The following is a 24664-nucleotide window of genomic DNA, read 5'->3' on the forward strand; positions in this document are numbered from 1 at the left end:
CATGCTGGAGCCCAACCGGATGATCGCATTTTCGCCCGCCCGCGCCGGATCCGGCCCGGACCGGATCGTCCCCACGCATCGGGCATATAAATCGTGACGGCCGAGACCGAAACGCAAACGACCGCCCAGGGGCAGGCCAAGTTCACCACCGGATCGACGATGCGTCACGTCGTGGTGATGACGGCGACCGGTTCGGTCGGGCTGGTGTCGATCTTCCTCGTCGACGCTCTCAACCTGTTCTACATCTCCCTGCTCGGCGTCCAGGAACTCGCCGCCGCGATCGGCTTCGCCTCGACGCTGATGTTCTTCACCGTTTCGGTAGGCATCGGACTGACGATCGCCACCTCGGCGCTGGTGTCGCGCGCCCTCGGGCGCGGCTCGCGCGGCGATGCCGCCGCCGCCGGCGGCGCCGCGCTCGTCTATATGGCCGCGACGCTTGGGCTGATGACCGCGATCGCCTGGCCATTCCTGCGCGAACTGGTCGCGCTTCTCGGCGCCGAGGGCAAGACCCTCGACATGGCGACGCGTTTTCTGCAGATCGTGCTGCCGTCGGCGCCGATCGTGGGCGTCGGCATGGCCCTGACGGGCGTCTTGCGCGGCACCGGCGACGCCCGCCGCGCCATGTACGTGACACTGACCAGCGGGTTCGCCGCCGCGATCCTCGATCCGCTGCTGATCTTCGGCTTCGGGCTCGGCCTCGACGGCGCGGCCATTTCCACGGTTTTATCGCGTATGGTGATGATCGTGGTCGGCCTGCACGGCGCCCAGGTCGTGCACGGACTGATCCGCTGGCCGGACCGCGCCCGCTTCATGGCGACCGCGCGACCGTTCTTCTCGATCGGCATTCCGGCCGTGCTCACCCAGATCGCGACACCGGTCGGCAATGCTTATGTGACCGGCGTCATTTCCCGCTTCGGCGACGAGGCGGTAGCCGGCTGGGCCATTATCGGCCGCCTGATCCCCGTCGCTTTCGGCGCGATTTTCTCGCTCTCCGGCGCGGTCGGCCCAATTCTCGGCCAGAACTACGGCGCCCGGCGTTTCGACCGGCTGTACGAGACCATGCGCAGCAGCCTGATCGTCACGGTGGTTTACGTGCTGTTCGCCTGGGCGTTGCTTGCGCTGTTACGCGAGCAGATCGCGGCTTTGTTCAACGCGCATGGCGGCGCGCGCGACCTGGTGGTGTTCTTCTGCCTGTTCGCGGCCGGCAGCTTCTTGTTCAACGGCGCCCTGTTCGTGGCCAATGCCGCCTTCAACAATCTCGGCTATCCGACCTATTCGACCGTCTTCAACTGGGGCCGCTCGACGCTTGGCGTCATCCCGTTCGTGTGGGCCGGGGCCCATTTCTACGGCGCCGAGGGCGTGATCGCCGGCTGGGGTCTGGGTGCGGTGATGTTCGGTCTGGCGGCAGTGGTCGTCTGTTTCAGGGTGGTGCGCCGGATCGCCGACGATCCGCCCGCCGAACCGCCCCTGCCTGGGCCGCCGCCGGCCGGCCAGTCGCCGTTTTCGACCGGCAAGGCCGCGACCGCCGGATAGAGCCACCTACTCAGCCGGGATCTTCTCCAGAGCCGACACCGCCGCGTCCACGGCGCGCTTGAGTTCGTCCTTGATCGACACCGTGTCGGCCATGACGGCGTCGATCTTGAGGAAATCGAGCACCCGGAACCGCGACACTGGCGGCCGCAGCAGGATCGCCGGTCGGGACGACTGCAGCTTCAGCGCGATGATCGACTGCATCATCAATTGCGTAGCACCGAACATCAGGTCGATCGAGTTGGGCATCTTGGTGGCTTCGGGCGCCGGCGCGCCGACCACGTCGATGCCGATCACGATATCGGCCAGGCCCTCGACCAGGTCGAAAGGCACCGGATTGTAGATGCCGCCATCGATCAAAATGCGCCCGTTACGCCGCACCGGCCGGAACACGGCAGGAATCGCCGCCGACGCGGCAAGCGCTGAGTTGAGTTCGCCGGTATCGAACACGGCCAGGTCGTGACGATAATAGTCTGTTGCCGTCACTTTGAGCGGTATCGACAGCTCCTCGAAGGTTGCTGGAATCGCGTCGGGCAGGAAGGATTTCAGAATGCGTTCGACATTGAACTGACTGACCCTGAAACCGCCGGACACGAACTCGGCGAAGCTGCCCGGTCGCGCCCGCCACATCCGCGTGGCGACCTCCGCGCGGCGCCCGAGGATGGAGCGCGCATAATCGTGGATGTCGCGGCCGCTCATACCTGCCGCCATGCCCGCGCCCATGATCGCGCCGATCGAGGAACCGCTGATCGCGCGCGGCCGGATGCCGAGTTCGTCGAGCGCCTCGATCACGTGGATATGGGCAAGGCCGCGTGCCCCGCCGCCACCGAAGGCGACCGCGAAAGTCGGACCGCCGCCCGCGATGCCGCGTTGGTCCCCTTCATCCCGCAATGGTCAATCCTCCTTGTCGACGCCGACCGCCGGTCCGACGATCATCACCGCCGGTTCGGCCAAGAGCAAGCGTTTGGCCGCCTTTTTTACCTCCGCCAGGCTCACCGCATCGATCAACGCCTCGCGTCGTTCGATATAGTCGATGCCGAGATCTTCCACCTGCAGATCAACCAGCGTGCGCGCGATCGCCATGGACGTGTCGAGATTGCCGATCGCATAGGCCCCTTTCACGTAGGCCTTGGCGTCGGCGAGTTCTTGTTCGGTCGGGCCGTTTTCAGCCATCTCCTCGACAACGGCACGGATGACCGCGAGCGTCTCGGCCGCGCGGTCGGCCCTGGTCGAGGTCCCGATCATCAGCGCGGAGGAATAGTCGCGGTTCACGATCCCCGACCCGATACCGTAGGCCAGGCCGCGCTTTTCGCGCACCTCGGTGAACAGCCTGGAAGAAAACGTGCCGCCACCCAGTACATGGTTCATCAAATAGGCGGCGAAGAATTCCGGATCGTCGCGCGCCATGCCGGGATAGGCAAGGCGCAACGAGGCCTGCGGCACGTCGAAGTCGAGCGCGATGCGCTGATTGAGCTTCGGCTCGACCTGCTTGACCGGCGCGAGCTGCGGCGCGGCCGGCAGCGCGCCGAACACCCGGTCGAGTTCGCCCTTGAGCGTTTCGGCATCGATCGCCCCGACCACGCCCACGACCAGATTGCCGCGCGCGAACAGCCGGCGGTGAAACACCGTCAGATCGTCGGCACTCAGGCCGGCCAGCGTTTCGGGCGTACCCTCGCTGCGACGCGCATAGGGATGCCCGCCGTATATCGCGCTCGTCCAGGCGATATCGGCGCGGGTTTCGGGATCGCGCTCGCGCGCCTTGAGCCGCGCGGTCGACTGGGCCCGGATACGCTGCAGAGGCTCGTCGTCGAAACGCGGCGTGTTGACGGCGAGCGCCAACAGCTCGAACGCCGCCGCCCGTTCCTCGGCGAGCATGCGCATCGAACCGTAAAACGCGTCGGCGCCCGAGTTGAACGACATTTCCGCGCCGCTGGCGTCGAGCCGATCCTGAAACGCCTTGCGCTCGAGATCGCCGGCACCTTCGTCGAACAGCCCGCTCATCAACTGGCCCAGACCTTCCTTTCCGGCCGGCTCCTGCGTGCTGCCGCCCTCGAAGGCGAAGCGGATCGAAATCAGCGGCACGGAATAGTCTTCCACCAGCCAGGCGGTGATGCCCTTGTCGCTGACCACTTTCTGGATTTCGACCGCCGCCCGGGCGGGCGCGACCACGGTGAAGATGCTTATCAGCAGGGCGAGACAGGCGGCAAGGGCCATGGCCGGGCGCAACCCCGTCTTCGCAAGCATCGGCTTTTCCAGCGGACAAACAATGGTCACGGGCGCGCCTCCTCGATCGGCAACAGATAGCCGGCCACCGACCGGTCGGGAACGAGATAGCGCCGCGCGACATCCCGGAGCTGTTCAGCGGTGACGGCTTCGATCCGCTCGGGCCATTTCTTGATATCCTCGATGGTGCCGCCCGTGGTCAGGGTCGCGCCATAGATATGGGCCATGCCGCGCTGGCTGTCGCGCGCAAAGATCAGCGAACGTACATAACGCTTCTTGGCGGCGGCGAGTTCGTCCTCGCTCACCCCCTCCTCGGCGATCCGCGCGATCTCGGCGTCCAGCGCCTTCTCGACCTCCGCGATCGTCGCGCCGCCGCGCGGCCGGCCGTAAATCTCGAAGCTGGTGTCGTCGAGGGCGTCCGACTGGTAATAGGCTCCCACCGAGGACGCGATACCCTGTTCGACCACGAGCGCCTCATAGGCGCGGCTGCGTACGCCGCCGCCGAGAATTTCCGACAGCAGATCGAGCGCCTCGGCCTCCCCGGAGGCGCCGGTCGCGTAGGACGGCATCACCCACGCCTTGCGGAAGGAGGGCTGCGACACGCGCGGGTCGTTCAGCGTCACCGTACGCCGGGTATTCTGCTCCGGCTCGCGCGGGCGCAGCCGCGGCGGCAGCGCCGGGCCGCGCGCCACCATGCCGTAAGTCTGTTCGGCAAGGGTACGCACGCGTTCGGCGGTCACGTCGCCTGCAACCACCAGCACCGCGTTGTTGGGCGCGTAATAGCGTTCGTAAAAGGCGATCGCGTCGGCCCGGTTCAGCGCCTCGATCTCGTGCATCCAGCCGATCACGGGAACGCCGTAGGGATGGTTCTGGTACAGCGTGGCGTTGACCTCCTCGCCGAGCAGGCCGCCCGGTTCGTTCTCCACCCGCGAGCCGCGCTCTTCCAGGATGACATCGCGTTCCGGCGCGATCACCGCCTCGGTCAGGACGAGATTGCGCATCCGGTCGGCCTCATAGGCCATCATCGTCTCAAGCGCATCGGGCGTCACCTGCTGGAAATAGGCGGTGTAATCATAGGAGGTGAAGGCGTTTTCCTGGCCGCCGATCTCCGCGACGCGGCGTGAGAATTCGCCCGGCGCGTGATTGGTCGTGCCCTTGAACATCAGATGTTCGAAGAAATGGGCGATACCGGACTTGCCCGGCGCCTCGTCGGCGCTGCCGACCTTGTACCACAACATATGCGTGACGATCGGCGCCCGGTGATCGGGTATGACGACGATCTCGAGCCCGTTGTCGAGCACGAACCGGCTGACCGTCGATTTCGCATCCGCCTCTTGACCGGGTGCGGACGGCGCGGCGACGGCGGTGGAAAACATGATCGCGCCCGACATGACGGCGATAGCCGCCATTCGAAAACGGAACCGGACGTCTGGCATGGTGAATCACCTCGGTAGTGGACATGTCCCGCGCAGCGTAACGCAACGCGGCTATGGTCTGAACGCAAGCACCGATGAACTCTTCGGCATTGCCCGCGCAAGGCGCTTATGTCGTTTGCATGAACCGAAGGATCGTGTCGCCAAAATGGCGCTCCTCGACAATCTTCAGACCGGCAGGCGGCGCAAAGGCGGCCGACGCGGCCTCTTCCAGCACGACCAGCGCATCGGGCTTGAGCCAGCCGCCGGCAAGCGCGGCCGCAATCGCGCGCTCGCCCAAGCCCTTGCCGTAGGGCGGATCGGCGAAAACCAGATCGAAGGGCATGATCGTGCCGGCGTCGCCGAGCCGCGCGGCGTCGCGACGGAAAATCTTGGTACGTCCCTGCAACCCGAAGCTTTCGACATTGGCGCGGATCAGGGCGCGCGCCGCGGCGGCCTCCTCCACGAACAGGCAAAAGCCGGCCCCCCGCGACAGCGCCTCCAGGCCGAGCGCGCCGGTGCCGGCAAAAAGATCGAGCACGCGCGCGCCTTCGAGCTGGCCGGAAAATCGGTGGGCGAGAATGTTGAACAACGCTTCACGCGCACGGTCGCTCGTCGGCCGAATAGCATCCGAGCGCGGCGCGCTCAGCACCCGGCCGCGCAATTCACCGCCCACGATCCGCATCAGCGTCCTTTCGGCTTCGCCCGGGGGCCGGCCTTGCGCGGCCCGCCGCCGGGCTTGCCGGCAAAGCCACCGGGCTTACCGCCCCTGCCGGCCGCGCCGCCCGGTTTTGCGCCGGGCCTGCCTGCCGGCTTGCCCCCGGCGCCGGCCTTACCCGCCGGACGTGGCTTACCGGTATTGCCCTTGCCAGCGAAATCCTTGCGTGGGCCAGCGGACTTGCCGTCATGGCGCACGCCTTCGGCCTCGCCGCGGCCCTCGCCCTTGTCGCGGTCGTGGCGCGCATAAGGCTTGCGCGGGGCCTCGCCCCGGCCCTCGCCCTTGTCGCGGTCGGGGCGTGCATAAGGCTTGCGCGGGGCATCGCCCCGGCCCTCGCCCTTGTCCCGGTCGGGCCGCGCATAGGGCTTGCGCGGGGCCTCGCCACGTCCTTCGCCCTTGTCGCGGTCGGGGCGTGCATAAGGCTTGCGCGGGGCATCGCCGCGGCCCTCGCCCTTGTCCCGGTCGGGGCGCGCATAAGGCTTGCGTGGGGCATCGCCGCGGCCCTCGCCCTTGTCCCGGTCAGGCCGTGCATAAGGCTTGCGCGGGGCCTCGCCGCGGCCTTCGCTTCTTTCGCGGTCGGGCCGCGCATAGGGTTTACGCGGAGCCTCGCCGCGAGCGCCCTTCCGCTCCCGCGCCGGTTCGGTCTGGTCGTCCGCCTTGGCCTTGCCGGGCGGTCGGGCGCCAGGCGCCATCCACACATTGGCCGAGCGGGCGCGACGCGGTTCGGCCGTTTTCTTGGCCCCGAAATCCTTCCGTTGCGGCTTGGTGTCGAGCCGCGACAGCGCGCCCTCCCGGCGATCCTCGCGCGACCGGCGCTTCGACTTGATCAGTCCGCCCTCGCCGGGCTCCAGCGGCTCGCGGCGCCGGCGTTCGCCTTGCGCGACCTGATCGCGCGCGGGCCGGGCCGGAGACGCGGCGACGGGACTGTTGGAAAAAGGCGTGACGACCGGCGCATCGAAATTGGCGCCGGCCTCCTCGATCAGCCGTTCGCCGAGCTGGTCGCGCAGCGTCTTGCCCTTGACCTCCAGGACCGCGCCTTCGGCGAGGTCGGCGAGCTGGAAGGGGCCGAAGGAGATGCGGATAAGCCGCGTCACCTCCAGGCCGAGCGACCCGAGCACGTTCTTGACTTCGCGATTCTTGCCCTCGCGCAGGCCGATGCTGAGCCAGGCATTGCTGCCCTGCTGGCGTTCAAGCGTGGCGTCGATGGAGCCATAGAAAACCCCGTCAACGGCGATGCCGTCGGCAAGCGACTTCAAACGCGCCTCGTCGACCGCGCCATGCACACGCACCCGGTAGCGCCGCAACCAGCCCGTCGCCGGCAGTTCCAGCGTCCGCGCGAGCCCGCCATCATTGGTCAGAAGCAGCAGCCCCTCGGTATTGATGTCGAGCCGGCCGACCGTGATCAGGCGCGGCAAATCCTTGGGCAGGGCGTCGAAAATCGTCTCGCGGCCTTCCGGATCGCGGTTGGTGGTGACCAGGCCGGCCGGCTTGTGGAACAGAAAAAGCCGCGTGCGCTCCACTGCCGGGATCGGCGTGCCGTCGAGGTCGATCCGGTCGGCCGGTCCGACATTGATCGCGGGACTGTCGAGCACCCGGCCATTGACCGCCACGCGCCCGGCCGCAATCAGCATTTCGGCCTCGCGCCGCGACGCGATGCCCGCGCGGGCGAGGCGCTTGGCGATCCGCTCGCCGGCTTCGCGTTCTACTTCCGGCGCGCCACGCCCGAACGTCTTCGCCCGCTTGGCGAATCCCGGCTTGGCACCCGCCCTGTCTCCGCCGGCAGCGGGTTTGCGGTCCTGGCCGCGCGGGCCGCGGCCCGGCTTGTCATCCTTCGACATGGTCTTGTCTTGTCTTTCTTGTTGCCTGCCCGTGGCCGGGAGCGGCCGCGGACATGGGGCCGTGTCATCGAAACGCGATCATGCCCTATCTGTCGCCGAGACGTGATCTTTTTGCGAAACGCGGCCCGTCCGTCCATTGGCTCTGGTCTCGGTCGTCTCGCGCGGCTAACTATCAGCAAGCCCGAGGGCATGCGAGAGAATTATCCGATGGAGACGTCGTGAAACGTCCCGATTTCATGGGCGAGGCGCTGGCCGAGGCACAGGCCGCCGCCGCGCGGTCTGAAGTGCCGATCGGTGCCGTCATCGTCGCCGACGGGGCCATCATCGCCCGGGCCGGAAACCGCACCCGCGAACTGAACGATCCGACCGCCCACGCAGAAATGCTAGCCATCCGCGAGGCCTGTCGCGTCGCTGGCTCGCAGCGCCTCGACCGGGCCGATCTTTATGTCACGCTGGAACCCTGCGCCATGTGCGCGGCGGCAATCTCGTTCGCCCGCATCCGTCGGCTCTATTTCGCCGCCGCCGACATCAAGGGCGGTGCGGTCGAAAACGGCGGCCGCTTCTTCGCCTCGCCCACCTGCCATCACGCGCCGGAAATCTATTCTGGCTTCGCCGAACGCGAAGCCGCCGCTCTGTTGAAGGATTTTTTCCGCGAACGCCGCGATTAGCGCCAACAAGGCCACGCGCGCCGCGGCCGAACCCGGCCCCGCGCTTCGCCTACCAGGGCACGAGATCGCGCAGGCTCCAGCTCCCCTTGGTGCTGCCCTGCTCGCGGCGCTTCTTCTTGCGCCATTCGTCCTCGCCGACATCGCCGACCGGCGCCGAGGCGGCCGGCGCACGGTAGTCGAGCGGCGGCTCGGACAGATATTTGCGCGAATTGGGGCTGCCCTGATTGTTCTCAGCCAGCCGGCGGTTGAATTCCTTGCGGCCCCGGCCGCCGCTATTCTCGAGAATCGATTTGCCGTTGATGTCGACCGGATCGCCGCGCGTGTGCCGCACGACCTGGCGCTGCCTGCCGGTCGCGGTTCCGTCGACCACTTCCGGTTCGAAATTATAGGCCTCGCTGCCGATCGAGGCCTCGGCGCGAATGCGTTCGCGGCGCTGCTCGGGCGATTCCGGCCAGGCCGGGTTAGACGCGGTCACGACATCGTCCTGCGGTACCGGCAGGCTCTCGGTCGAGGCCGGTTTGACGAGTTCGGGGCGCGGCTTGTACTGGATCGTCTTCTTGTCCTTCGGACCGAGCGACAGAACACCCGTCAGATCCTCCAGCAATTGCTGGTCGGCGGGTTTGTCGGTGCCGTAGGTCGGCGCGCCCATGCAGGCCGACAGCGAAACGGCCGCCGCGGCAAGCATCAGCACTTTCGATCCGGCGGGACCGCCTGTGCGCAAAACGCCAGTTGTTTTCACTTCAAACCGCCTCTTGGTCTTGCAAATCTGCCCGTCCGCACCGTCTTGAGCCGAAAATCCGGCAACAAATTGACGAGACATCGGCCCGCCTTTTACCTGAAGCCCGAAACAAGAGCAACGCGCCCGCCCATGGGCGACGCGCCTGCCCGATCACAATCGTCCCGCCGCCTGTAACTCGCGCAGCGCCGCCGCGTCGCGCGCCGACACGTCGGGAAAGTCCGGATCGGAGCCGACATCGTCGGTGAAGCGCCACGAGCGCGCGCATTTCGTGCCCGCCGCGCGGGCAAAAACGACGCCGACGCCATCGACCTCCTCAAGCCCAAACGCGCCGTCGGGCGCAGCACCGGCCACCAGTTCGGCGCCGCTGGTGATCGCGATCTCGGCCACGTCCACCCCGTCGAGCGCGGCCAAAAGCTCCGCGTCGGCGACATGGACGACCGGAGCCGCCTCCAGCGACGAGCCGATCGTCTTTCGGGCTCGTTCCAGCTCCAGCGCCCCGGTAACGACGCGCCGCACCTGTCTGATCTTGCGCCATTTGGCGGCCAGCGCATCGTCGCGCCAGTCGGCGGGAATGTCGGAAAACTGCTCCAGATGCACCGAAACGGCATCCTTGTGCCGCTCGAGCCAGGCTTCTTCCATGGTGAAGGGCAGCATCGGCGCCAGCCATTTCACCACCGCGTCGAACAGCCGGCGCACGACCACGATCGCCGCCTTGCGCCTGACGCTCGACGGCGCGTCGCAGTAGAGCGCGTCCTTACGGATATCGAAATAGAACGCCGACAGGTCGACGACCATGAAATCGACCAGCGCGCGGGCGATGCGCTTGAAGTCGAAATTGTCGTAGCCGGTGCGCACCAGCCCGTCGAGTTCGGCCAGCCGATGCAGCATCAGCCGTTCCAGTTCCGGCATGTCGGCCTGCGCCACCTCCGCGCCGTCGTCATGCGCGAGCGTGCCGAGCATCCAGCGGATCGTGTTGCGCAGCTTGCGATAGGCGTCGACATTGGTCTGGATGACGTTCTTGCCGAGGCGCTGGTCCTCCCAATAGTCGGTGGTCGATACCCACAGCCGCAGGATGTCGGCGCCCGACTTGGCCATCACGTCCTGCGGAAAGACCTGGTTGCCGAGCGATTTCGACATCTTGCGCCCGTCCTCGGCCATGGTGAAGCCATGGGTGATGACGGTGTCGTAAGGCGCGCGGCCGCGCGTGCCGCAGCTTTCCAGCAGCGAGGAATGGAACCAGCCGCGATGCTGGTCGGAGCCTTCCAGATAGACGTCGGCCGGCCATTTCAGGTCGGGCCGGTCCTCCAGCGTGAACGTGTGGGTGGACCCCGAATCGAACCAGACGTCCAAAATGTCGGTCACCATCGTCCACGGCTCGCCGGCGCGCGCGCCCAGGAAGCGCTCGCGCGCGCCGTCGGCGAACCAGGCGTCGGCCCCCTCGTTCTCGAACGCCTCGAGAATGCGGGCATTGACGGCCTCGTCCTTCAGCACGGTGCCGTCCTCGGCGGCGAAGACGCAGATCGGCACGCCCCAGGCGCGCTGGCGCGACAACACCCAGTCGGGGCGCTCCTCGATCATCGAGCGCAGCCGGGTCTGGCCGGCGGCCGGCACGAAACGGGAGGCGTCGATGGCGTTAAGCGCCCGCGAGCGCAGCGTGGTGGCATCGCCGAGATCCTTGTCCATATGGACGAACCATTGCGGCGTGTTGCGGAAGATCACCGGCTTCTTCGAGCGCCAGGAATGCGGGTAGGAATGTTTCAGCCGCCCGCGCGCGAACAGCATGTCCTTTTCGATCAGCGCTTCGATGACGGCCTTGTTGGCGTCGCCCTTCTTGCCGTTGTCGTCGATGACGCGCGCCGCGCCGCCTTCGCGGTCCGGCCCGAGGCCCGGCGCGTCCCTGGTGAAGAAACCGGCATCGTCGACGGTGAACGGGATCGCGGTGTCGATGCCGCGCGCGCGCAAATCCTTGCCCGCGTCCATCCAGGCGTCGAAATCCTCGCGGCCATGACCCGGCGCGGTATGCACGAACCCCGTGCCGGCGTCGTCGGTGACATGCTCGCCGGCGATCAGCGGGACGTCGAAGGCGTAGGGCGCAGGGTCTCCGCCCCCCTCCCCCTTGTGGGGAGGGGTGAGGGGTGGGGGTACGTCAGCGCCACTACCCCCACCCGCGTCGCCATCGCTACGCTCGGCCCCGCGACCTCCCCACAAAAGGGAGGTAGGCCAACCGGCCAGCGGATGCGCGAGAGTGATCGAAGCGAGTTCGTCGGCCGAAACCGCGCGCAGCCGCTTATATTCCAGCTTCGCCTTGGCAAAGGATTCTTCGGCCAGCGCATCGGCGAAGATCAGCTTTTCGCCGGCCCGCGGCCCGAAATCGTTCTCGGCGGCGGTGACCTCGTAGAGACCGTAGGCGATGCGCGGCGAAAACGAGACGGCGCGGTTGCCGGGGATGGTCCAGGGCGTGGTCGTCCAAATGACGACGAAAGCGCCATGCAGATCAGCGGGCCCTTCCGTCACCGGAAACTTCACCCACACCGTGTCGGATTCGTAGTCGTGATACTCGACCTCGGCCTCGGCGAGCGCGGTGCGTTCGACCACCGACCACATCACCGGCTTGGAGCCGCGATAGAGCTGGTCCGACATGGCGAATTTCAGCAATTCGCCGGCGATCCGCGCCTCGGCGTGGAAATTCATCGTCGTATAGGGCTGTTCGAAATCGCCCTCGATGCCGAGCCGCTTGAACTCCTCGGTCTGCACCTCGATCCAGTGCTGGGCGAAGTCGCGGCACTCCCGGCGGAACTCGTTGACCGGCACCTCGTCCTTGTTCTTGCCCTTGGCGCGGTACTGCTCTTCGATCTTCCACTCGATCGGCAGGCCGTGGCAGTCCCAGCCGGGAACGTAGTTGGAATCGTACCCACGCATCTGGAAGGAGCGCGTGATCATGTCCTTGAGGATCTTGTTGAGCGCGTGGCCGATATGGATGTTGCCGTTGGCGTAAGGCGGCCCGTCATGCAGCACGAAACGCGGCCGTCCGGCCGCCTCCGCGCGCAGCTTCTTGTAAAGCTGCATCTCCTGCCAGCGCGCGACGAGTTCCGGTTCCTTCTGCGGCAGGCCGGCGCGCATCGGAAAGTCGGTCTTCGGCAGAAAAAGGGTCTTGGAATAATCGAGCTTGTCGGACGTGTCGGTCATGGTCTCGCCGTGTCGGTGGCCGCGGGGCTGTCGCGCCCGGGCCGGGCTGAAGTGAAAGAAGGGGATGCGCGAAGCGCAGAACTACCCGGACCTTCCGGCAGCCTCAGGCCGCCCGCAGGGCCGGGCCCGTAATTCGTATCGCGATCCGGCGAGGGCGAGCGCTTTCCGTCATGGTCGCGTTCTTTACCGGAGCCGGCGACGAGAATAAAGGGCGCAATTCACCACACCGCCCGCCCGAGCCGTTCGAACACCAGCCGCCGCATCCAGCGCGTGACGGCTTGCGGACGGATACGCCCGGCCAGTGCGAACAAACGCGCATTGCGGCCCGGAACGACCAGGCGCCGGCCCGTCAACGCAGCGTCGAGGATGAGTCGGGCCGCCGTCGCCGGTTCCAAGCGCAGGTTTTCGTCCGCGCCGTCGGGCGCGTGCCGGGCCGCATGCTCGGTCCGCAGCGGCCCCGGGCAGGCGAGCGTGACCGAAACGCCGCGTCGGGCGAAGGGTTTTCGAACGCTTATGGCATAGATGGCGAGCGCGTCCTTGGAGGCCGCGTAGGCGGCCGCGCCGGGATAGCCGGTGAAATGCGACAGCGACGACACGAAGCACATCGCGCCCCGCGCCGCGCCGGCCCTCATCAGCGCGGCGGCCATCACCATCGGCGTTTCGGCGTTCACGGTCAGAAGCCGGCGATAGGCCTCAGCCGGAACTTCCTCGAACCGGCCGGTGGCGCTGACGCCGGCATTGAAGACGACGAGGTCGAACGGCCCGGTCCCGATCAGGCGCGGCAACATCCGGTCGACGGCGTCGCGATCGGCGAGGTCACATACAAAATCGGTCACGCCGTTCCGGCCTGCGGCCGCCACGCGGTCGACCGCAACCACCGCGTAGCCACGTTCGATCAGCAGCGCGACCATGGTGCGACCGAGCCCGTGCGTTGCTCCCGTGACCAGGGCGCGTTTCATCGCGGTCCCGGCGCCCGCCGCCAAGCAAAGCGCGAAAACGACAGGTTCGTCACCGGCCGGGCCGAGCCGGCAGCGCGCTCGATCAGCATCGCCATCGTGTCCGGCGGCGCGAACAGCCGGCCGAGCCGGCCGGGATCGTGGCCGGCCTTGGCGTGCATCGCGGTCGCCGTCGGACCGGGATGGACGATCCTGACCTCGACCCGGCCGCGCCACTCCTCGGCGAGTGCGCGCGCCAACCCGTGCAGGCCGGCCTTCGAGGCGGCATAGCTGGCAAAATCCGCCGCCCCGCGCCGCGCCGTCGACCCGACGAGCACCAGCCGCCCCCGGGCGGAAGCAAGACGCGGATAAAGCGCGCGGCTGATCAGCAGGGCGGCAATCAGATTGGCATCGAGCGTGGCACGCAGACGCGCGGCCGGCTCGTCTGCCGGATCTCCGACGAAACCGGTGCCGGCATTGAGCACCGCCAGATCGAGCCCGTCCCAGCCGAGCCGAGCGAGCGCGGCCTCGATGGCGGCTACCGCCGCCTCAGGCGATGTCTGATCAGCGCATGCATAGGCGGCACCGGCCGGCAGCACCGACCGCACCGCGTCCTCGGGCCTGCGCCCGGTCAAGAGCAGTCGCGCGCGTTGCGAAAGCCGGTTGGCCAGCGCAAGCCCGATGCCCGACGTGGCGCCGGTTATCAGGACGCGATCGGTCATTCCGGGCGACCGCGGCCCGATTTCGGTTTGGGCTTCGGTCCTGGCCGGCGCGCTTTTGGTCATGACCACGTGTCTTAGTCGGTTTCGCGGGCGGGTGGAATCACGCTGCCGTGAAACCCGGCCGCGGCGAGGCGGCCGATGCCTACATGGAAAAGTCGAAACGATAGGTGGCCGAGGCGCCGACCAGAACCTGATCGGCCGACCCGCCCTGGCGTACGATGCTGGAATCGGCGGCCGGGCCGAGCAGGCGCGAATATTCGGCAAACACGCTGGTGGTTATCTTATCGGTCGTCTTCCAGGTGACGGCACCGCCCACGCCGGCCGATTTCAGCCCGCCGTCCGGATCGTAGGCGGCCAGCCCGGTTGCCGCGGATTCCACCGCGTTGACGCCGTAATAGGCGTCGAAATAGCCGCCGGTGGCAAAGGAAAGTCGCGGGCCGCCCGACAGCCGCACGGCAGGCGTGATATCCACGAATGCGTCGGCGGCGAGATCGGCCACCACGCCGCTATGGGAGCGGATGCCGTGGCGTATCTCGCCGCGAATGCGCAGCCAGTCGAGCGGATAGGCTTCCGCGAACAGGCCGGCCTCACCGCCCCAGCGCACATCGCTGAGTCCGGCAATCGGCGGGTGGTCGGCCGAATCGCGCCCGAACAGGATCTTTCCGGTCGCGCCGGCACGGAAATCGCCGGTGTCGATGAAGGCCAGCGAGATATTGTCGTTGCGCGAGGAAAAACGGGTTTCACCGCCGGCTCGTCCAAGCGAAATCAGCGGCGAGGCCGAAAACAGGTAATCCTTGGCGCCTTGGTAGTCCGGAGCCGTGAACCCGGCCACGCCGACGGTCAGGTGCCAATCGCCCGACCACCAGCCCTCGGCGCTGGCGTCGGAGGCTGCGAGCACCGATCCGCCGACCAGCATCGCTGCAAGAGTTTTGCACTTCATATCGGTGTTTACCCCGTTTCGCCGTCCGGTCGGGTTATCTCAATCGCAATATGCTGAAACATCCCTTAATCGCCACTCACATACGCATGTGATCGCTGCTTGGATCGGCCGCGCGGATCAAAAGGCGATCCCGCCGTCGAGTTCCGACAGCGGGCGCACACCCGACAGCAACGCCCTGGCTTCGGCCTCGTCGCGGCGCATCTGCTCGCACAGCGTTTCGAGGTCGTCGAATTTTTCCTCGCCGCGCAGGAAACCGAACAGTGACACCCGGCAGGTCTCGCCGTAAAGGTCGCCGTCGAAATCGAAAACGAAGGTCTCAAGCAGCGGCGCGCCGTTGTCGTCCACCGTGGGACGCCGGCCGAAGCTGGCCACACCGTCGTGCAGGCTGCCGTCGGCGCGGCGCAGGCGCACTGCATAGATGCCGTGCTGTAGCGCAGTCTGCGGCGGCAGCGCCATGTTGGCGGTGGGAAAGCCGAGCGTGCGCCCGAGCTGCTTGCCGCGCACCACCTCGGCCTCGACCGTGTAGCGGTAGCCGAGCAGGCCGGCGGCCGCGGCCACCTCGCCTTCGGCCAGAAGCCCGCGGATGCGGCTTGACGAGATGACCTCGCCGCCCTCGTCGCCGAAAGCATCCACCAGCGTGACGGCGAAACCGTTGCGCTCGCCCGCGTCCTTCAGATAGGCCGGGTCGCCTTGGCGGTTACGGCCGAAGTGAAAATCGAAACCGGTAACGACATGCGCGATGCCAAGGCCGCCGACCAGTATGTCCTGAACGAACTGTTCGGCATCCTGGCCGGCGAAGGCGCGGTCGAAACGTTGTTCGACGATCGCGTCGAAACCGATCACAGCCAGAAGCTCGGCCTTGAGCGGTGCCGGCGTCAGCCGGAACACCGGCGCTTCGGGACGGAACAGCGTGCGCGGATGCGGCTCGAAAGTCAGCGCCAAAGCCAGCGTATCGCGCCGTTTCGCCTCCGCCAGCGCCCGCCCGAGAACGACCTGATGGCCGCGATGAACACCATCGAAATTGCCGATCGCGACCACGCCGCCATGCCAGCCGGACGGCAAGTCGGCGACATCGGCGAGGCGGGCGAAGCCGGTCTGTTTCATTGGCGCCATCCGTGCCCGGCGCCCGTCAGCGCAAATGGGGCATGACGGCGACCGGGTCATGGCCATGCTTGGCGAGAAAGGCCGCCAGCCTTTCCGGATCGGGCCGGCCGGGCTCGCCATAGTCGCGCGCGTGAATGCCGCCGGAAATATAAAGCGCGTCGATATCGTTCTGCGCGGCCCCCTTGATGTCGGTGAGGATGCCGTCGCCGATCGCGAGCGCCTCGTTGGCGTCGATCCGGCTTCCGGCGATCTCGGAGGCCTCGGCCAGCGCCAGTTCGTAGATCGGCCGGTGCGGCTTGCCGGCGATCAGGGTCCGCCCGCCGCGCAGGCCGTAGTCGCGCGCCAGCGCGCCGGCGCACCAGATAAGGCGGTCGCCACGCTCGACCACGATGTCGGGATTGGCGCACACCATCGGCAGATCGCGGGCGCGAAAGCGCATCAGCATTTCGGCATAATCGTCCGGACCTTCGGTTTCGTCGTCGACAAAGCCGGTGCATATCACCGTGGACGCCTCCGGCTCCTCGACGAGTTCGACATCGATCCCCTCGAAAATCGACACGTCGCGATCCGGCCCGAGATGGAACACGCGCCGCGGGCCGGAGCGGATCAGGTCGCGCGTGGCGTCTCCCGAGGTGACGAGGCGATCATAGGCGTCTGCGGGAACGCCGAGCGCGCGCAATTGCACCTCCACCTCCCGGCGCGGGCGCGGCGCGTTGGTGACCAGAACGACGATCTTGCCGGCCTGGCGCGCGCGCTGCAGCGCCGCGATGGCGCCTGCGAAAACGTGGATGCCATTGTGGACGACCCCCCAGACATCGCACAGGATCACGCGGTAGCGGCCGCTAATATCGTCGAGCCTGTCGAGCGTGATCGGTAAGTTGGGCATGAAACTCCGCCTGCGGATCTTGTTCACCCGCCCGGACGGGCGCGCTCGGCACCGGGAATTAACCGAACAGGTTCACCGTGTCATCAGGTTTCGCTTAACCTGACGCGCCGGTCATGGGAAACTGGAGCCTGTGGACGGATTGGAGGCGGGTTTGGCGGTGAAGAGCCTTTGTCGGAAAAGCTATCGCGGTCGTTGCAGCGACGACGGGGCGGCCGTCGGCCTTCTCGCCGCGGGCCTGGTGATGGTCTCGACCTCGGCCAACGCTGCCGAGGGCACGGTCTCGACCGCCGCCCTGCTCGGCGGCGGCGCGCTTTTCGCGTCCCTTCTCGCCCTGGCGTTCGCGCTCGCTGCCCATTTGCGCGCGAAGCGTGTCGCCGACCAGTTCGAGACCCTGCTGCGCTCCGTCGACCACGCCTTGAGGCAGGTGGCTTCGACCAGCAACTCCAGCGCCGGCACGATCGCGGAAATGCAAGAAACCATTCGTGGCGAAATCGAAACGCTGTCACTCCGGGTCGCGGGGCGGGACGAGCGCGATGGGAACACGCCCAATGTGGTTTCCATCGCAGCCGTCCGGCCGCCGTCGGTAGAGCCCACGGAAACCGGCCGCGACGACCGCGCCATCGAGCTGGCCCTGTCGCATGCGGTCGCGGAGGAGCGGATCGAGCTCAGTCTGCAACCGATCGTTTCGGTGGGCGCCAACGCGGCCGCCGGGTTCGACGCCTTCGTCCTCCTCCAGCTCGAAAACGGCGAAGTCGTCAATATCGGCCGGATCGCCGAAACCACCGATCTGCCGCGCGCGAGGCTGGAACGGCTCCTGATAAGCCGCGCCGCGGAAGCCGCCCGGCGCCTCTTGGGAGCCGGCGGCGAGGCGACGCCACTGCACTGTCCCATCTCCGAAAGCCTTTTTCAGGATCGCGACGAACTGCGCTTGACGGTCGAGTTCCTGGCTCTGCATCCACCGCTGGCGCGGCTTGTCGTATTGTCGGTGCCGAGCGGCATGCTGACGGATGCCGCCACGCCACTTCGCGAGGCGCTGGACGAATTGCTGGAAACCGGTGTGACGCTCGCCGCCGAAGGATGGGACGGGACGACGAAGGCGCTGCCCGCCTTGCGCGCACTGCAGGTCGGCCACCTGAAACTGGACGCGGACCGGCTGCTCGACCGGACCAAGAAGCGGCGCCGCGACCCGGCCGGGCTCGACATCATCAACGCGGCGGCCGAGTGCGGCATCCAGGTGATCGCGACCCGGGTGTCGAACGACGAGGACGCGGTCAATCTGCTCGATCTGGGCATCGATCTGATGATCGGCGATCGGTTCTCGCAGCCGCGGCGGCTGCGTTCCGGCATGGGGCGGGTTGCCTGACGGCGAAGGGTTAACGGCGGCTGAAACCGTCCACGGCAATTCGAGCCTTTGCACAAACCGGACCTTAGCGGGTTTCTGTCATCATCCTTCGGTCCATAGGGATAGCAGGGGTGCAGCGACGATGTTCCGGAAGTTTCTTCGCGATATTCGCGGCGACTACATGATCGCCACCGCGATCGCCATCGTGCCGATCATGGGCGGGTTGGCGCTGGCGATCGACTACGCCGAGATCACCCGTCAGCGCACCGCGACACTGAACGCACTCGACGCGGCCGGCATCGCCACGGCCCGCCGCATCGTGGAAGGAGCCGACGAGAAGGAGGCCAAGCAATACGCGCTCGCCTTCTTCAAGGCCAACGTGCCCGGCGCCGACACCTCCAAGACCAAATTCAACGTCATCCTGCCCACGAGCAAGCAGGGCGGAGGTCTTCTGACCATCGAGGCCGAGCATCCCTACGAACCCTATTTTCTGTCGGCTTTCGGCAGTCTGCTCGGTGCCGAGATCGGCGAAATAAACTTCGCCGCCAAAACCCAGATCAGGTTGAAGAACACGCTCGAGGTCGCACTGGTGCTCGATAATTCGGGCTCGATGGACTATAACGGCTCGGGATCCGGCAAGAAGCGAATCTCGCTGCTCAAGGACGCAGCCAAACAGCTGGTCAAGAAGCTCGCCGACGAAGCCGAGCAGATGAAGCAGGTCGACAAGCCGGTTCAGTTCGGACTGGTTCCGTTCGCCGCGTCGGTCAATGTCGGGTCGGGCAATGCCGGCGCGAGTTGGATGGATACGGAGGGCCGTTCGCCGATTCATCACGAGAATTTCGACTGGTCGACCATGCCGAACGACAAGAAGGTCGTGCCGGCGGGCGGGGTCTACGTCAAGAGCGGCGACGCCTGGAACGATACGGAAGGCGCCATCGTCACACGTTTCAGCATGCTCGACGAGATGAAGCGCATCACGGGCCAGACCTGGGAAAGCAATTGGGAATACACCTGCACGAAATATAACTGGTGGGGCAACTGCCGGAGCTATGGCTGGGTAGACCAGGGCGAGTACAAATACACCTACGGCTCCTACGCGAGTTGGCAGGGCTGCGTGGAAGCCCGCCCCTATCCGTACAATACCAACGACGCAACGCCGAACAAAAGCACCCCGGCGACGCTGTTCGTGCCCATGTTCGCGCCCGACGAGACCGACCTGACCTCGGGTGGCCGGGCCTCCAACAGCTATTGGTCGGACGGGACGTCGGGCGGTTCGGCCTACCGGCAGGGCTTCATGCCGAAATATTTCACGCCCTCTTCGACCTCCAGTTCGGCCGGCAACGGCGAGGGCCCCAATTATTCGTGCACGACCAAGCCGATCACGCCGCTGGTGGACGTCACGACGACCGTCGGCCTCAACAAGATCAACGATGCCATCGACAACATGTCGCCCAATGGCGGCACCAACGTGCCGGAGGGTCTGGCCTGGGGCTGGCGCGTGGTTTCAGGCGCGGCGCCCTTCAGCGAAGGCCGACCCGATACCGAAAACGGCAACGACAAGGTGGTGATCGTGCTGACCGACGGGGAAAACACCTATTATACTCCCGGCTCACTCGGCCATTCCGACGATGCCGACAACAAATCGATCTATTCCGCCTACGGCTACACCGCAAAGTCCCAACCCGGCGCCTCCTTCACCCGGCTGTTCATGGGCACCGACACCGGTGTCAACAAGTCCGGCTATTACAACGACAACTACACGGCGGCCATGAACGATCACATGCAACAGCTCTGCGACAACGCCAAGACCAAGGGGCTGATCCTGATGACGGTGTCGCTGGATCTGAGCGAAAGCAAGTCGAGCGAAAAGAAAGCCATCCAGGCGCTAAAGGCATGCGCGTCTGAATCGCGCTTTCGCAAGGACCCGGACAATCCCTCCAAGGCGGCGAAACTCTACTGGAACGCGACCGGCGGCAATCTTTCGGAAAAGTTCGAGGAAATCGCCGACGAACTGTCCAACCTGCGCATCGTGGGGTGAGGATGCGCAGCGGGCGGCCGGACGGTGATCGGTGCCGCCCGTGAGCGGGGCGGCAAGTGGGGGCCTCACCGCCCGCCGCCTCTTCCGCCGGGCGTGCCGCGTCGCCGTAAACGGCCACCGTGCGATTGCCCGGTTGCGCGCCGACCTTTCCGGCAATTATTCGGTCGCCTTCGCACTCGCCCTGCTGCCCATCATGGGTGGGGTGGCGATCGCCGTCGACTTCACCGAGATGAACCGGCAAAAACAGGCGATGCTCAACGCGCTCGACGCGGCCGGCATCGCAACGGCCAGGCGGATCGTCGAAGGCGCGAACGAGGCGGAGTTGCACGCCTATGCGAAAACCTTCTTCGAGGCCAATCTCGGGCCGGTCAAGCCGACCCGCACGGCGCTTACGGTAATCCTGCCCAGCAACGAGGCGGGCGGCGGGACATTGAAGCTGAGCGCCCGCCTCCACTACGAGCCTTATTTCTTCCCAGTGTTCAAGGCGCTGCTCGCCGACGGCACGTCGGCCGACGAAATCAGCTTCGCGGCGAAAACCGAACTACGCCTGAAAAACACCCTCGAGGTCGCGCTGGCGCTCGACAATTCAGGTTCGATGTCCCAGACCGGTTCGGGCTCCGGCGAAATGCGCATCGACCTTTTGAAGGCCGCCGCCAAGCAACTCGTCGACACGCTCGCCCAGCAGGCGAGCCTGATCAAGCAGGTCGAAAAACCCGTTCAGTTCTCGCTCGTTCCCTTCGCCGCCTCGGTAAATGTCGGACCGGAAAATTCTGGCGCGGCGTGGATGGACGTCGCCGGCCTGTCGCCCGTCCATCACGAGAACTTCGACTGGACCACGATGAGCAGCGGCACCAAGCGGGCCGCAAGAAGCGGCGCCATGTGGGTCAAGGCCGGGTCCGGCTGGGACGGCGAGGAAGGCGAAATCCTGTCGCGCCTTTCGCTCTACAAGGACATCAAGCGGGTCGATACGCGCGAATGGGTGGTGACGGGCCAGGAATTTGTGTGCACCAGCTATCGCCGCGACGGCAGCTGTCGGCGCGGCGACTGGCGCGAAACCGGCTATTATGACGAGACCGTCGGCGCCTATGCGAGCTGGCAGGGCTGTGTGGAGGCGCGCCCCTACCCCCACAACGTCTCCGACACGCCGCCCGCCGTGCCCACTGGCGTGGAAGGGGTCTATACCGGCGACCCGGCCACGCTTTTCGTTCCCATGTTTGCGCCGGACGAGGCCGGCGACCGCTGGGAAACCGCGCTTGACGCAGATCCGGATACTTATTCCGCCTCCAACAATTGGTGGAACGACGGCACCGAAACCAGTTCCGCCGCCGCCAGACAGCGCAACATGACCAAATATTTCGAGGTGCGCCCCTATGGCGCCGACTCCCCGAAAGGCGTGGGGCCGAACTATTCGTGCACGACCAAGCCGATCACGTCGCTAACCGACGTAACCACCGAAAGCGGGATCGCCGTCGTCAAGAGCGCGATCGACGCCATGACGCCGAACGGCGCCACCAACGTCCCTGAGGGGCTCGCTTGGGGCTGGCGCACCGTTTCGGGCGGCGAGCCTTTTACCCAGGGGCGACCGGAAACCGAAAAGGGCAACGATAAGGTGGTGATCGTTCTGACCGACGGCGCCAACACCTATTACACGCCCGGGTCGCTCGGCTATCAGGACAGCGCCGGCAACAAATCGACCTATTCCGCTTACGGCTATACCGGCGTAACCTATGCGACCGGCGGCCAGACGCGGATGTTCATGGGAACAGGCGGTGCCGTCGCCGCCTATGATTTTTCGAATTCGAACTACACCACCGCCCTGAACGAGCAGTTGCAGACCCTATGCACCAACGCCAAATCGGCCGGCATAGTAATCATGACGGTCGCGCTCGACCTGACGGCCGCCGACGCCGCCGAAAAAGCGCAGATCGACGGGCTCAGGGCCTGCGCGTCGGAATCGCGCTTCCGCAAGGATCCCGGCGATCCCTCGCGGCCGGCAAAACTATTTTGGAACGCCACCGGCGGCGACCTCGCCGAGAAATTCAAGGAAATCGGCGACGAGCTCTCCAATCTGCGCATCGTGAGCTGACCGGCAACGCCCGTTCGGTCCAACCGCCGCTCCTCTTGCGGGCCGGGACCGTTAACCCCAAATACGGGCCGTTATTGACGCGGCGCGGATCGGATGCCACCCAGCGTCCTCCGGCCCGGCCGCGAAATCGCCCCTCCCAATCCTTGACACGGCCCCGCCGACGAACTATTTCAGCGCTCGTTAGCACTCGCCTTTGGTGAGTGCTAATTCCTTCCGGTTCCACCGGAAACATATTTCCAGTCACACCGTCCGCATTGAGGATATGCACATGGCTAAGTCGAAGTTTCGCCCGCTTCATGACCGCGTGGTCGTTCGCCGGGTCGAATCCGAGGAAAAGACGAAAGGCGGCATCATCATTCCCGATACCGCCAAGGAAAAGCCCCAGGAAGGCGAGATCATCGCTGTCGGCTCCGGCGCGCGCGACGAGAGCGGCAAGCTGGTTCCGCTCGACGTCAAGGTCGGCGACCGGGTTCTGTTCGGCAAATGGTCGGGCACCGAAGTGAAGCTCAATGATGAAGATCTCCTGATCATGAAGGAATCCGACATCATGGGCGTGATCGCCTGATCCGACCCAGTTTCAAAAAACCATCCAACCGGACATTCGGGCGCAAGCCCAGGAGTTAGGATATGGCCGCTAAAGAAGTGAAATTCTCCCGAGACGCGCGCGAACGCATGCTGCGCGGCGTCGATATTCTCGCCAACGCCGTCAAGGTGACGCTCGGCCCCAAGGGCCGCAACGTCGTCATCGACAAGTCGTTCGGCGCCCCGCGCATCACCAAGGACGGCGTCACCGTCGCCAAGGAAATCGAGCTTGAAGACAAGTTCGAGAACATGGGCGCGCAGATGGTGCGCGAAGTCGCCTCCAAGACCAACGACATCGCCGGCGACGGCACCACCACCGCGACGGTTCTCGCCCAGTCGATCGTGCGCGAGGGCGCCAAGGCGGTGGCCGCCGGCATGAACCCGATGGACCTCAAGCGCGGTATCGATCTGGCCGTTGCCGAGGTCGCCGCGGACCTGGTCAAGAAGGCCAAGAAGATCAAGACCTCCGAGGAAGTCGCCCAGGTCGGCACCATCTCCGCCAATGGCGAGAAGGAAATCGGCGCGATGATCGCCGAGGCGATGCAGAAGGTCGGCAACGAGGGCGTGATCACGGTCGAGGAAGCCAAGACCGCCGAGACCGAGCTCGAAGTCGTCGAAGGCATGCAGTTCGACCGCGGCTATCTCTCGCCCTATTTCGTCACCAATCCGGACAAGATGGTGGCCGAACTCGAGGATGCCTACATCCTCCTGCACGAGAAGAAGCTGTCCAACCTGCAGGCCATGCTTCCGGTGCTGGAATCGGTGGTGCAGTCGTCCAAGCCGCTGCTGATTATTGCCGAGGACGTGGAAGGCGAGGCGCTGGCGACCCTGGTGGTCAACAAGCTGCGCGGCGGCCTGAAGGTCGCGGCCGTCAAGGCGCCGGGCTTCGGCGATCGCCGCAAGGCGATGCTTGAGGACATCGCCATCCTCACCGGCGGCCAGGTGATCTCGGAAGACCTCGGCATCAAGCTCGAGAACGTCAACCTGAACATGCTCGGCCGCGCCAAGCGCCTGCGCATCGACAAGGAAAACACCACGATCGTCGACGGCGCCGGCAAGAAGAGCGAGATCCAGGCCCGCGTCGCCCAGATCAAGCAGCAGATCGAGGAGACGTCTTCGGACTACGACCGCGAGAAGCTGCAGGAGCGCCTGGCCAAGCTCGCCGGCGGCGTTGCCGTCATCCGCGTCGGCGGTGCGACCGAGGTCGAGGTCAAGGAGAAGAAGGACCGCGTCGACGACGCCCTCAACGCGACCCGCGCGGCCGTCGAGGAAGGCATCGTTGCAGGCGGCGGCGTCGCGCTGCTGCGCGCTTCGGTCGGCATCAAGGTCAAGGGCGAGAATGCCGACCAGGACGCCGGTATCAACATCGTGCGCCGTGCGCTCCAGTCTCCGGCTCGCCAGATCGCCGAAAACTCGGGCGACGAAGCCTCGATCGTGGCCGGCAAGATCCTCGAGAACAAGTCGGCGACCTTTGGCTACAACGCCCAGACCGGCGAGTATGGCGACCTGATCGCCATGGGCATCGTCGATCCGGTCAAGGTGGTGCGCACCGCGCTTCAGGATGCGGCATCCGTTGCCGGCCTGCTGGTCACCACCGAAGCCATGATCGCCGAGAAGCCGCAGAAGGAAGCGGCTGCTCCGGCCATGCCCGGCGGTGGCATGGGTGGCATGGGCGGCATGGGCGGCATGGACTTCTAAGTCCGGCCAAACGCCGA

The 24664-nt window shown here is 66.1% G+C and carries 19 protein-coding genes; 7 read left to right on the top strand and 12 right to left on the bottom strand.

Annotated features, from left to right (window positions below; translation table 11 throughout):
* The first annotated feature begins 159 nt into the window (after window positions 1-159).
* Window positions 160-1533 carry an MATE family efflux transporter gene (locus tag GN330_RS20130; protein WP_156715009.1) on the top strand — a complete coding sequence of 458 codons (1374 nt, stop codon included), beginning with the start codon at window positions 160-162 and terminating at the stop codon, window positions 1531-1533.
* Between the two features lie 6 nt (window positions 1534-1539).
* On the opposite strand, the gene GN330_RS20135 is transcribed toward GN330_RS20130, so the two are convergent.
* From GN330_RS20135 to GN330_RS20155, 5 genes are all read right to left on the bottom strand, one after another.
* Window positions 1540-2421: a patatin-like phospholipase family protein gene (locus tag GN330_RS20135; RefSeq protein ID WP_156714870.1), complete on the bottom strand. Its 882-nt coding sequence runs from the start codon at window positions 2419-2421 to the stop codon at window positions 1540-1542.
* A 3-nt stretch (window positions 2422-2424) separates the two neighbouring features.
* The gene (locus GN330_RS20140; RefSeq protein ID WP_343040975.1) at window positions 2425-3804 is read right to left on the bottom strand and encodes a M16 family metallopeptidase; all 1380 of its coding nucleotides are present in this window, start codon (window positions 3802-3804) and stop codon (window positions 2425-2427) included.
* Window positions 3801-5162 (bottom strand): M16 family metallopeptidase, encoded by a 1362-nt coding sequence (locus GN330_RS20145; protein WP_156715014.1) that lies wholly within the window; start codon window positions 5160-5162, stop codon window positions 3801-3803. The genes GN330_RS20140 and GN330_RS20145 overlap by 4 nt, the downstream gene beginning before the upstream one ends.
* A gap of 133 nt (window positions 5163-5295) precedes the next feature.
* Complete coding sequence (rsmD, locus tag GN330_RS20150; protein ID WP_156714872.1) at window positions 5296-5850, bottom strand: 16S rRNA (guanine(966)-N(2))-methyltransferase RsmD; 555 nt, start codon at window positions 5848-5850, stop codon at window positions 5296-5298.
* Entirely contained in the window at window positions 5850-7721 is a 1872-nt protein-coding gene (locus tag GN330_RS20155) for a pseudouridine synthase (protein ID WP_156714874.1), read from the bottom strand. The genes rsmD and GN330_RS20155 overlap by 1 nt, the downstream gene beginning before the upstream one ends.
* Before the next feature lie 218 nt (window positions 7722-7939).
* Here GN330_RS20155 and GN330_RS20160 point away from each other — a divergent pair, with 218 nt between their 5' ends.
* Window positions 7940-8389, top strand: a complete 450-nt coding sequence (locus tag GN330_RS20160; protein ID WP_343040976.1) for a nucleoside deaminase — start codon at window positions 7940-7942, stop codon at window positions 8387-8389.
* Between the two features lie 49 nt (window positions 8390-8438).
* Here the strand turns inward: GN330_RS20160 and GN330_RS20165 are convergent, their stop codons facing one another.
* The 7 genes from GN330_RS20165 to GN330_RS20195 all read right to left on the bottom strand — a co-directional run bounded on the left by GN330_RS20165 (window position 8439) and on the right by GN330_RS20195 (window position 16901).
* Window positions 8439-9074, bottom strand: coding sequence for a hypothetical protein (locus GN330_RS20165; protein WP_156715018.1), 636 nt, complete (start codon window positions 9072-9074; stop codon window positions 8439-8441).
* 204 nt (window positions 9075-9278) lie between these two features.
* Window positions 9279-12314 (bottom strand): isoleucine--tRNA ligase, encoded by a 3036-nt coding sequence (ileS, locus tag GN330_RS20170; protein ID WP_156714876.1) that lies wholly within the window; start codon window positions 12312-12314, stop codon window positions 9279-9281.
* Window positions 12315-12532: 218 nt separating this feature from the next.
* The gene (locus tag GN330_RS20175) at window positions 12533-13273 is read right to left on the bottom strand and encodes an SDR family NAD(P)-dependent oxidoreductase (RefSeq protein WP_156714878.1); all 741 of its coding nucleotides are present in this window, start codon (window positions 13271-13273) and stop codon (window positions 12533-12535) included.
* Window positions 13270-13971, bottom strand: a complete 702-nt coding sequence (locus GN330_RS20180; RefSeq protein ID WP_156714880.1) for an SDR family NAD(P)-dependent oxidoreductase — start codon at window positions 13969-13971, stop codon at window positions 13270-13272. Before GN330_RS20180 ends, GN330_RS20175 begins: the two co-directional genes overlap by 4 nt.
* Window positions 13972-14113: 142 nt before the next feature.
* On the bottom strand, window positions 14114-14911 hold the full coding sequence (locus tag GN330_RS20185; RefSeq protein WP_156714882.1) for a MipA/OmpV family protein: 798 nt from the start codon (window positions 14909-14911) through the stop codon (window positions 14114-14116).
* A gap of 117 nt (window positions 14912-15028) precedes the next feature.
* A complete protein-coding gene (locus tag GN330_RS20190) occupies window positions 15029-16015 on the bottom strand; it encodes a bifunctional riboflavin kinase/FAD synthetase (protein WP_246188780.1) in 987 nt (328 codons plus the stop codon).
* Between the two features lie 25 nt (window positions 16016-16040).
* Window positions 16041-16901 (bottom strand): TIGR01459 family HAD-type hydrolase, encoded by an 861-nt coding sequence (locus GN330_RS20195; protein ID WP_156714886.1) that lies wholly within the window; start codon window positions 16899-16901, stop codon window positions 16041-16043.
* A 157-nt stretch (window positions 16902-17058) separates the two neighbouring features.
* On the opposite strand from GN330_RS20195, the gene GN330_RS20200 reads away from it, so the two are divergent.
* From GN330_RS20200 to groL, 5 genes are all read left to right on the top strand, one after another.
* On the top strand, window positions 17059-18264 hold the full coding sequence (locus GN330_RS20200; protein ID WP_156714889.1) for an EAL domain-containing protein: 1206 nt from the start codon (window positions 17059-17061) through the stop codon (window positions 18262-18264).
* A 121-nt stretch (window positions 18265-18385) separates the two neighbouring features.
* Window positions 18386-20281, top strand: a complete 1896-nt coding sequence (locus GN330_RS20205; RefSeq protein WP_156714891.1) for a TadE/TadG family type IV pilus assembly protein — start codon at window positions 18386-18388, stop codon at window positions 20279-20281.
* A gap of 133 nt (window positions 20282-20414) precedes the next feature.
* Entirely contained in the window at window positions 20415-22367 is a 1953-nt protein-coding gene (locus GN330_RS20210; protein ID WP_281349462.1) for a pilus assembly protein, read from the top strand.
* A 268-nt stretch (window positions 22368-22635) separates the two neighbouring features.
* A complete protein-coding gene (gene groES / locus GN330_RS20215; protein ID WP_156714893.1) occupies window positions 22636-22932 on the top strand; it encodes a co-chaperone GroES in 297 nt (98 codons plus the stop codon).
* A 62-nt stretch (window positions 22933-22994) separates the two neighbouring features.
* Window positions 22995-24647: a chaperonin GroEL gene (groL, locus tag GN330_RS20220; protein ID WP_156714895.1), complete on the top strand. Its 1653-nt coding sequence runs from the start codon at window positions 22995-22997 to the stop codon at window positions 24645-24647.
* Window positions 24648-24664: the final 17 nt, after the last annotated feature.

It is taken from the genome of Nitratireductor arenosus (assembly GCF_009742725.1).
Lineage (GTDB): Bacteria > Pseudomonadota > Alphaproteobacteria > Rhizobiales > Rhizobiaceae > Mangrovimarina > Mangrovimarina arenosa.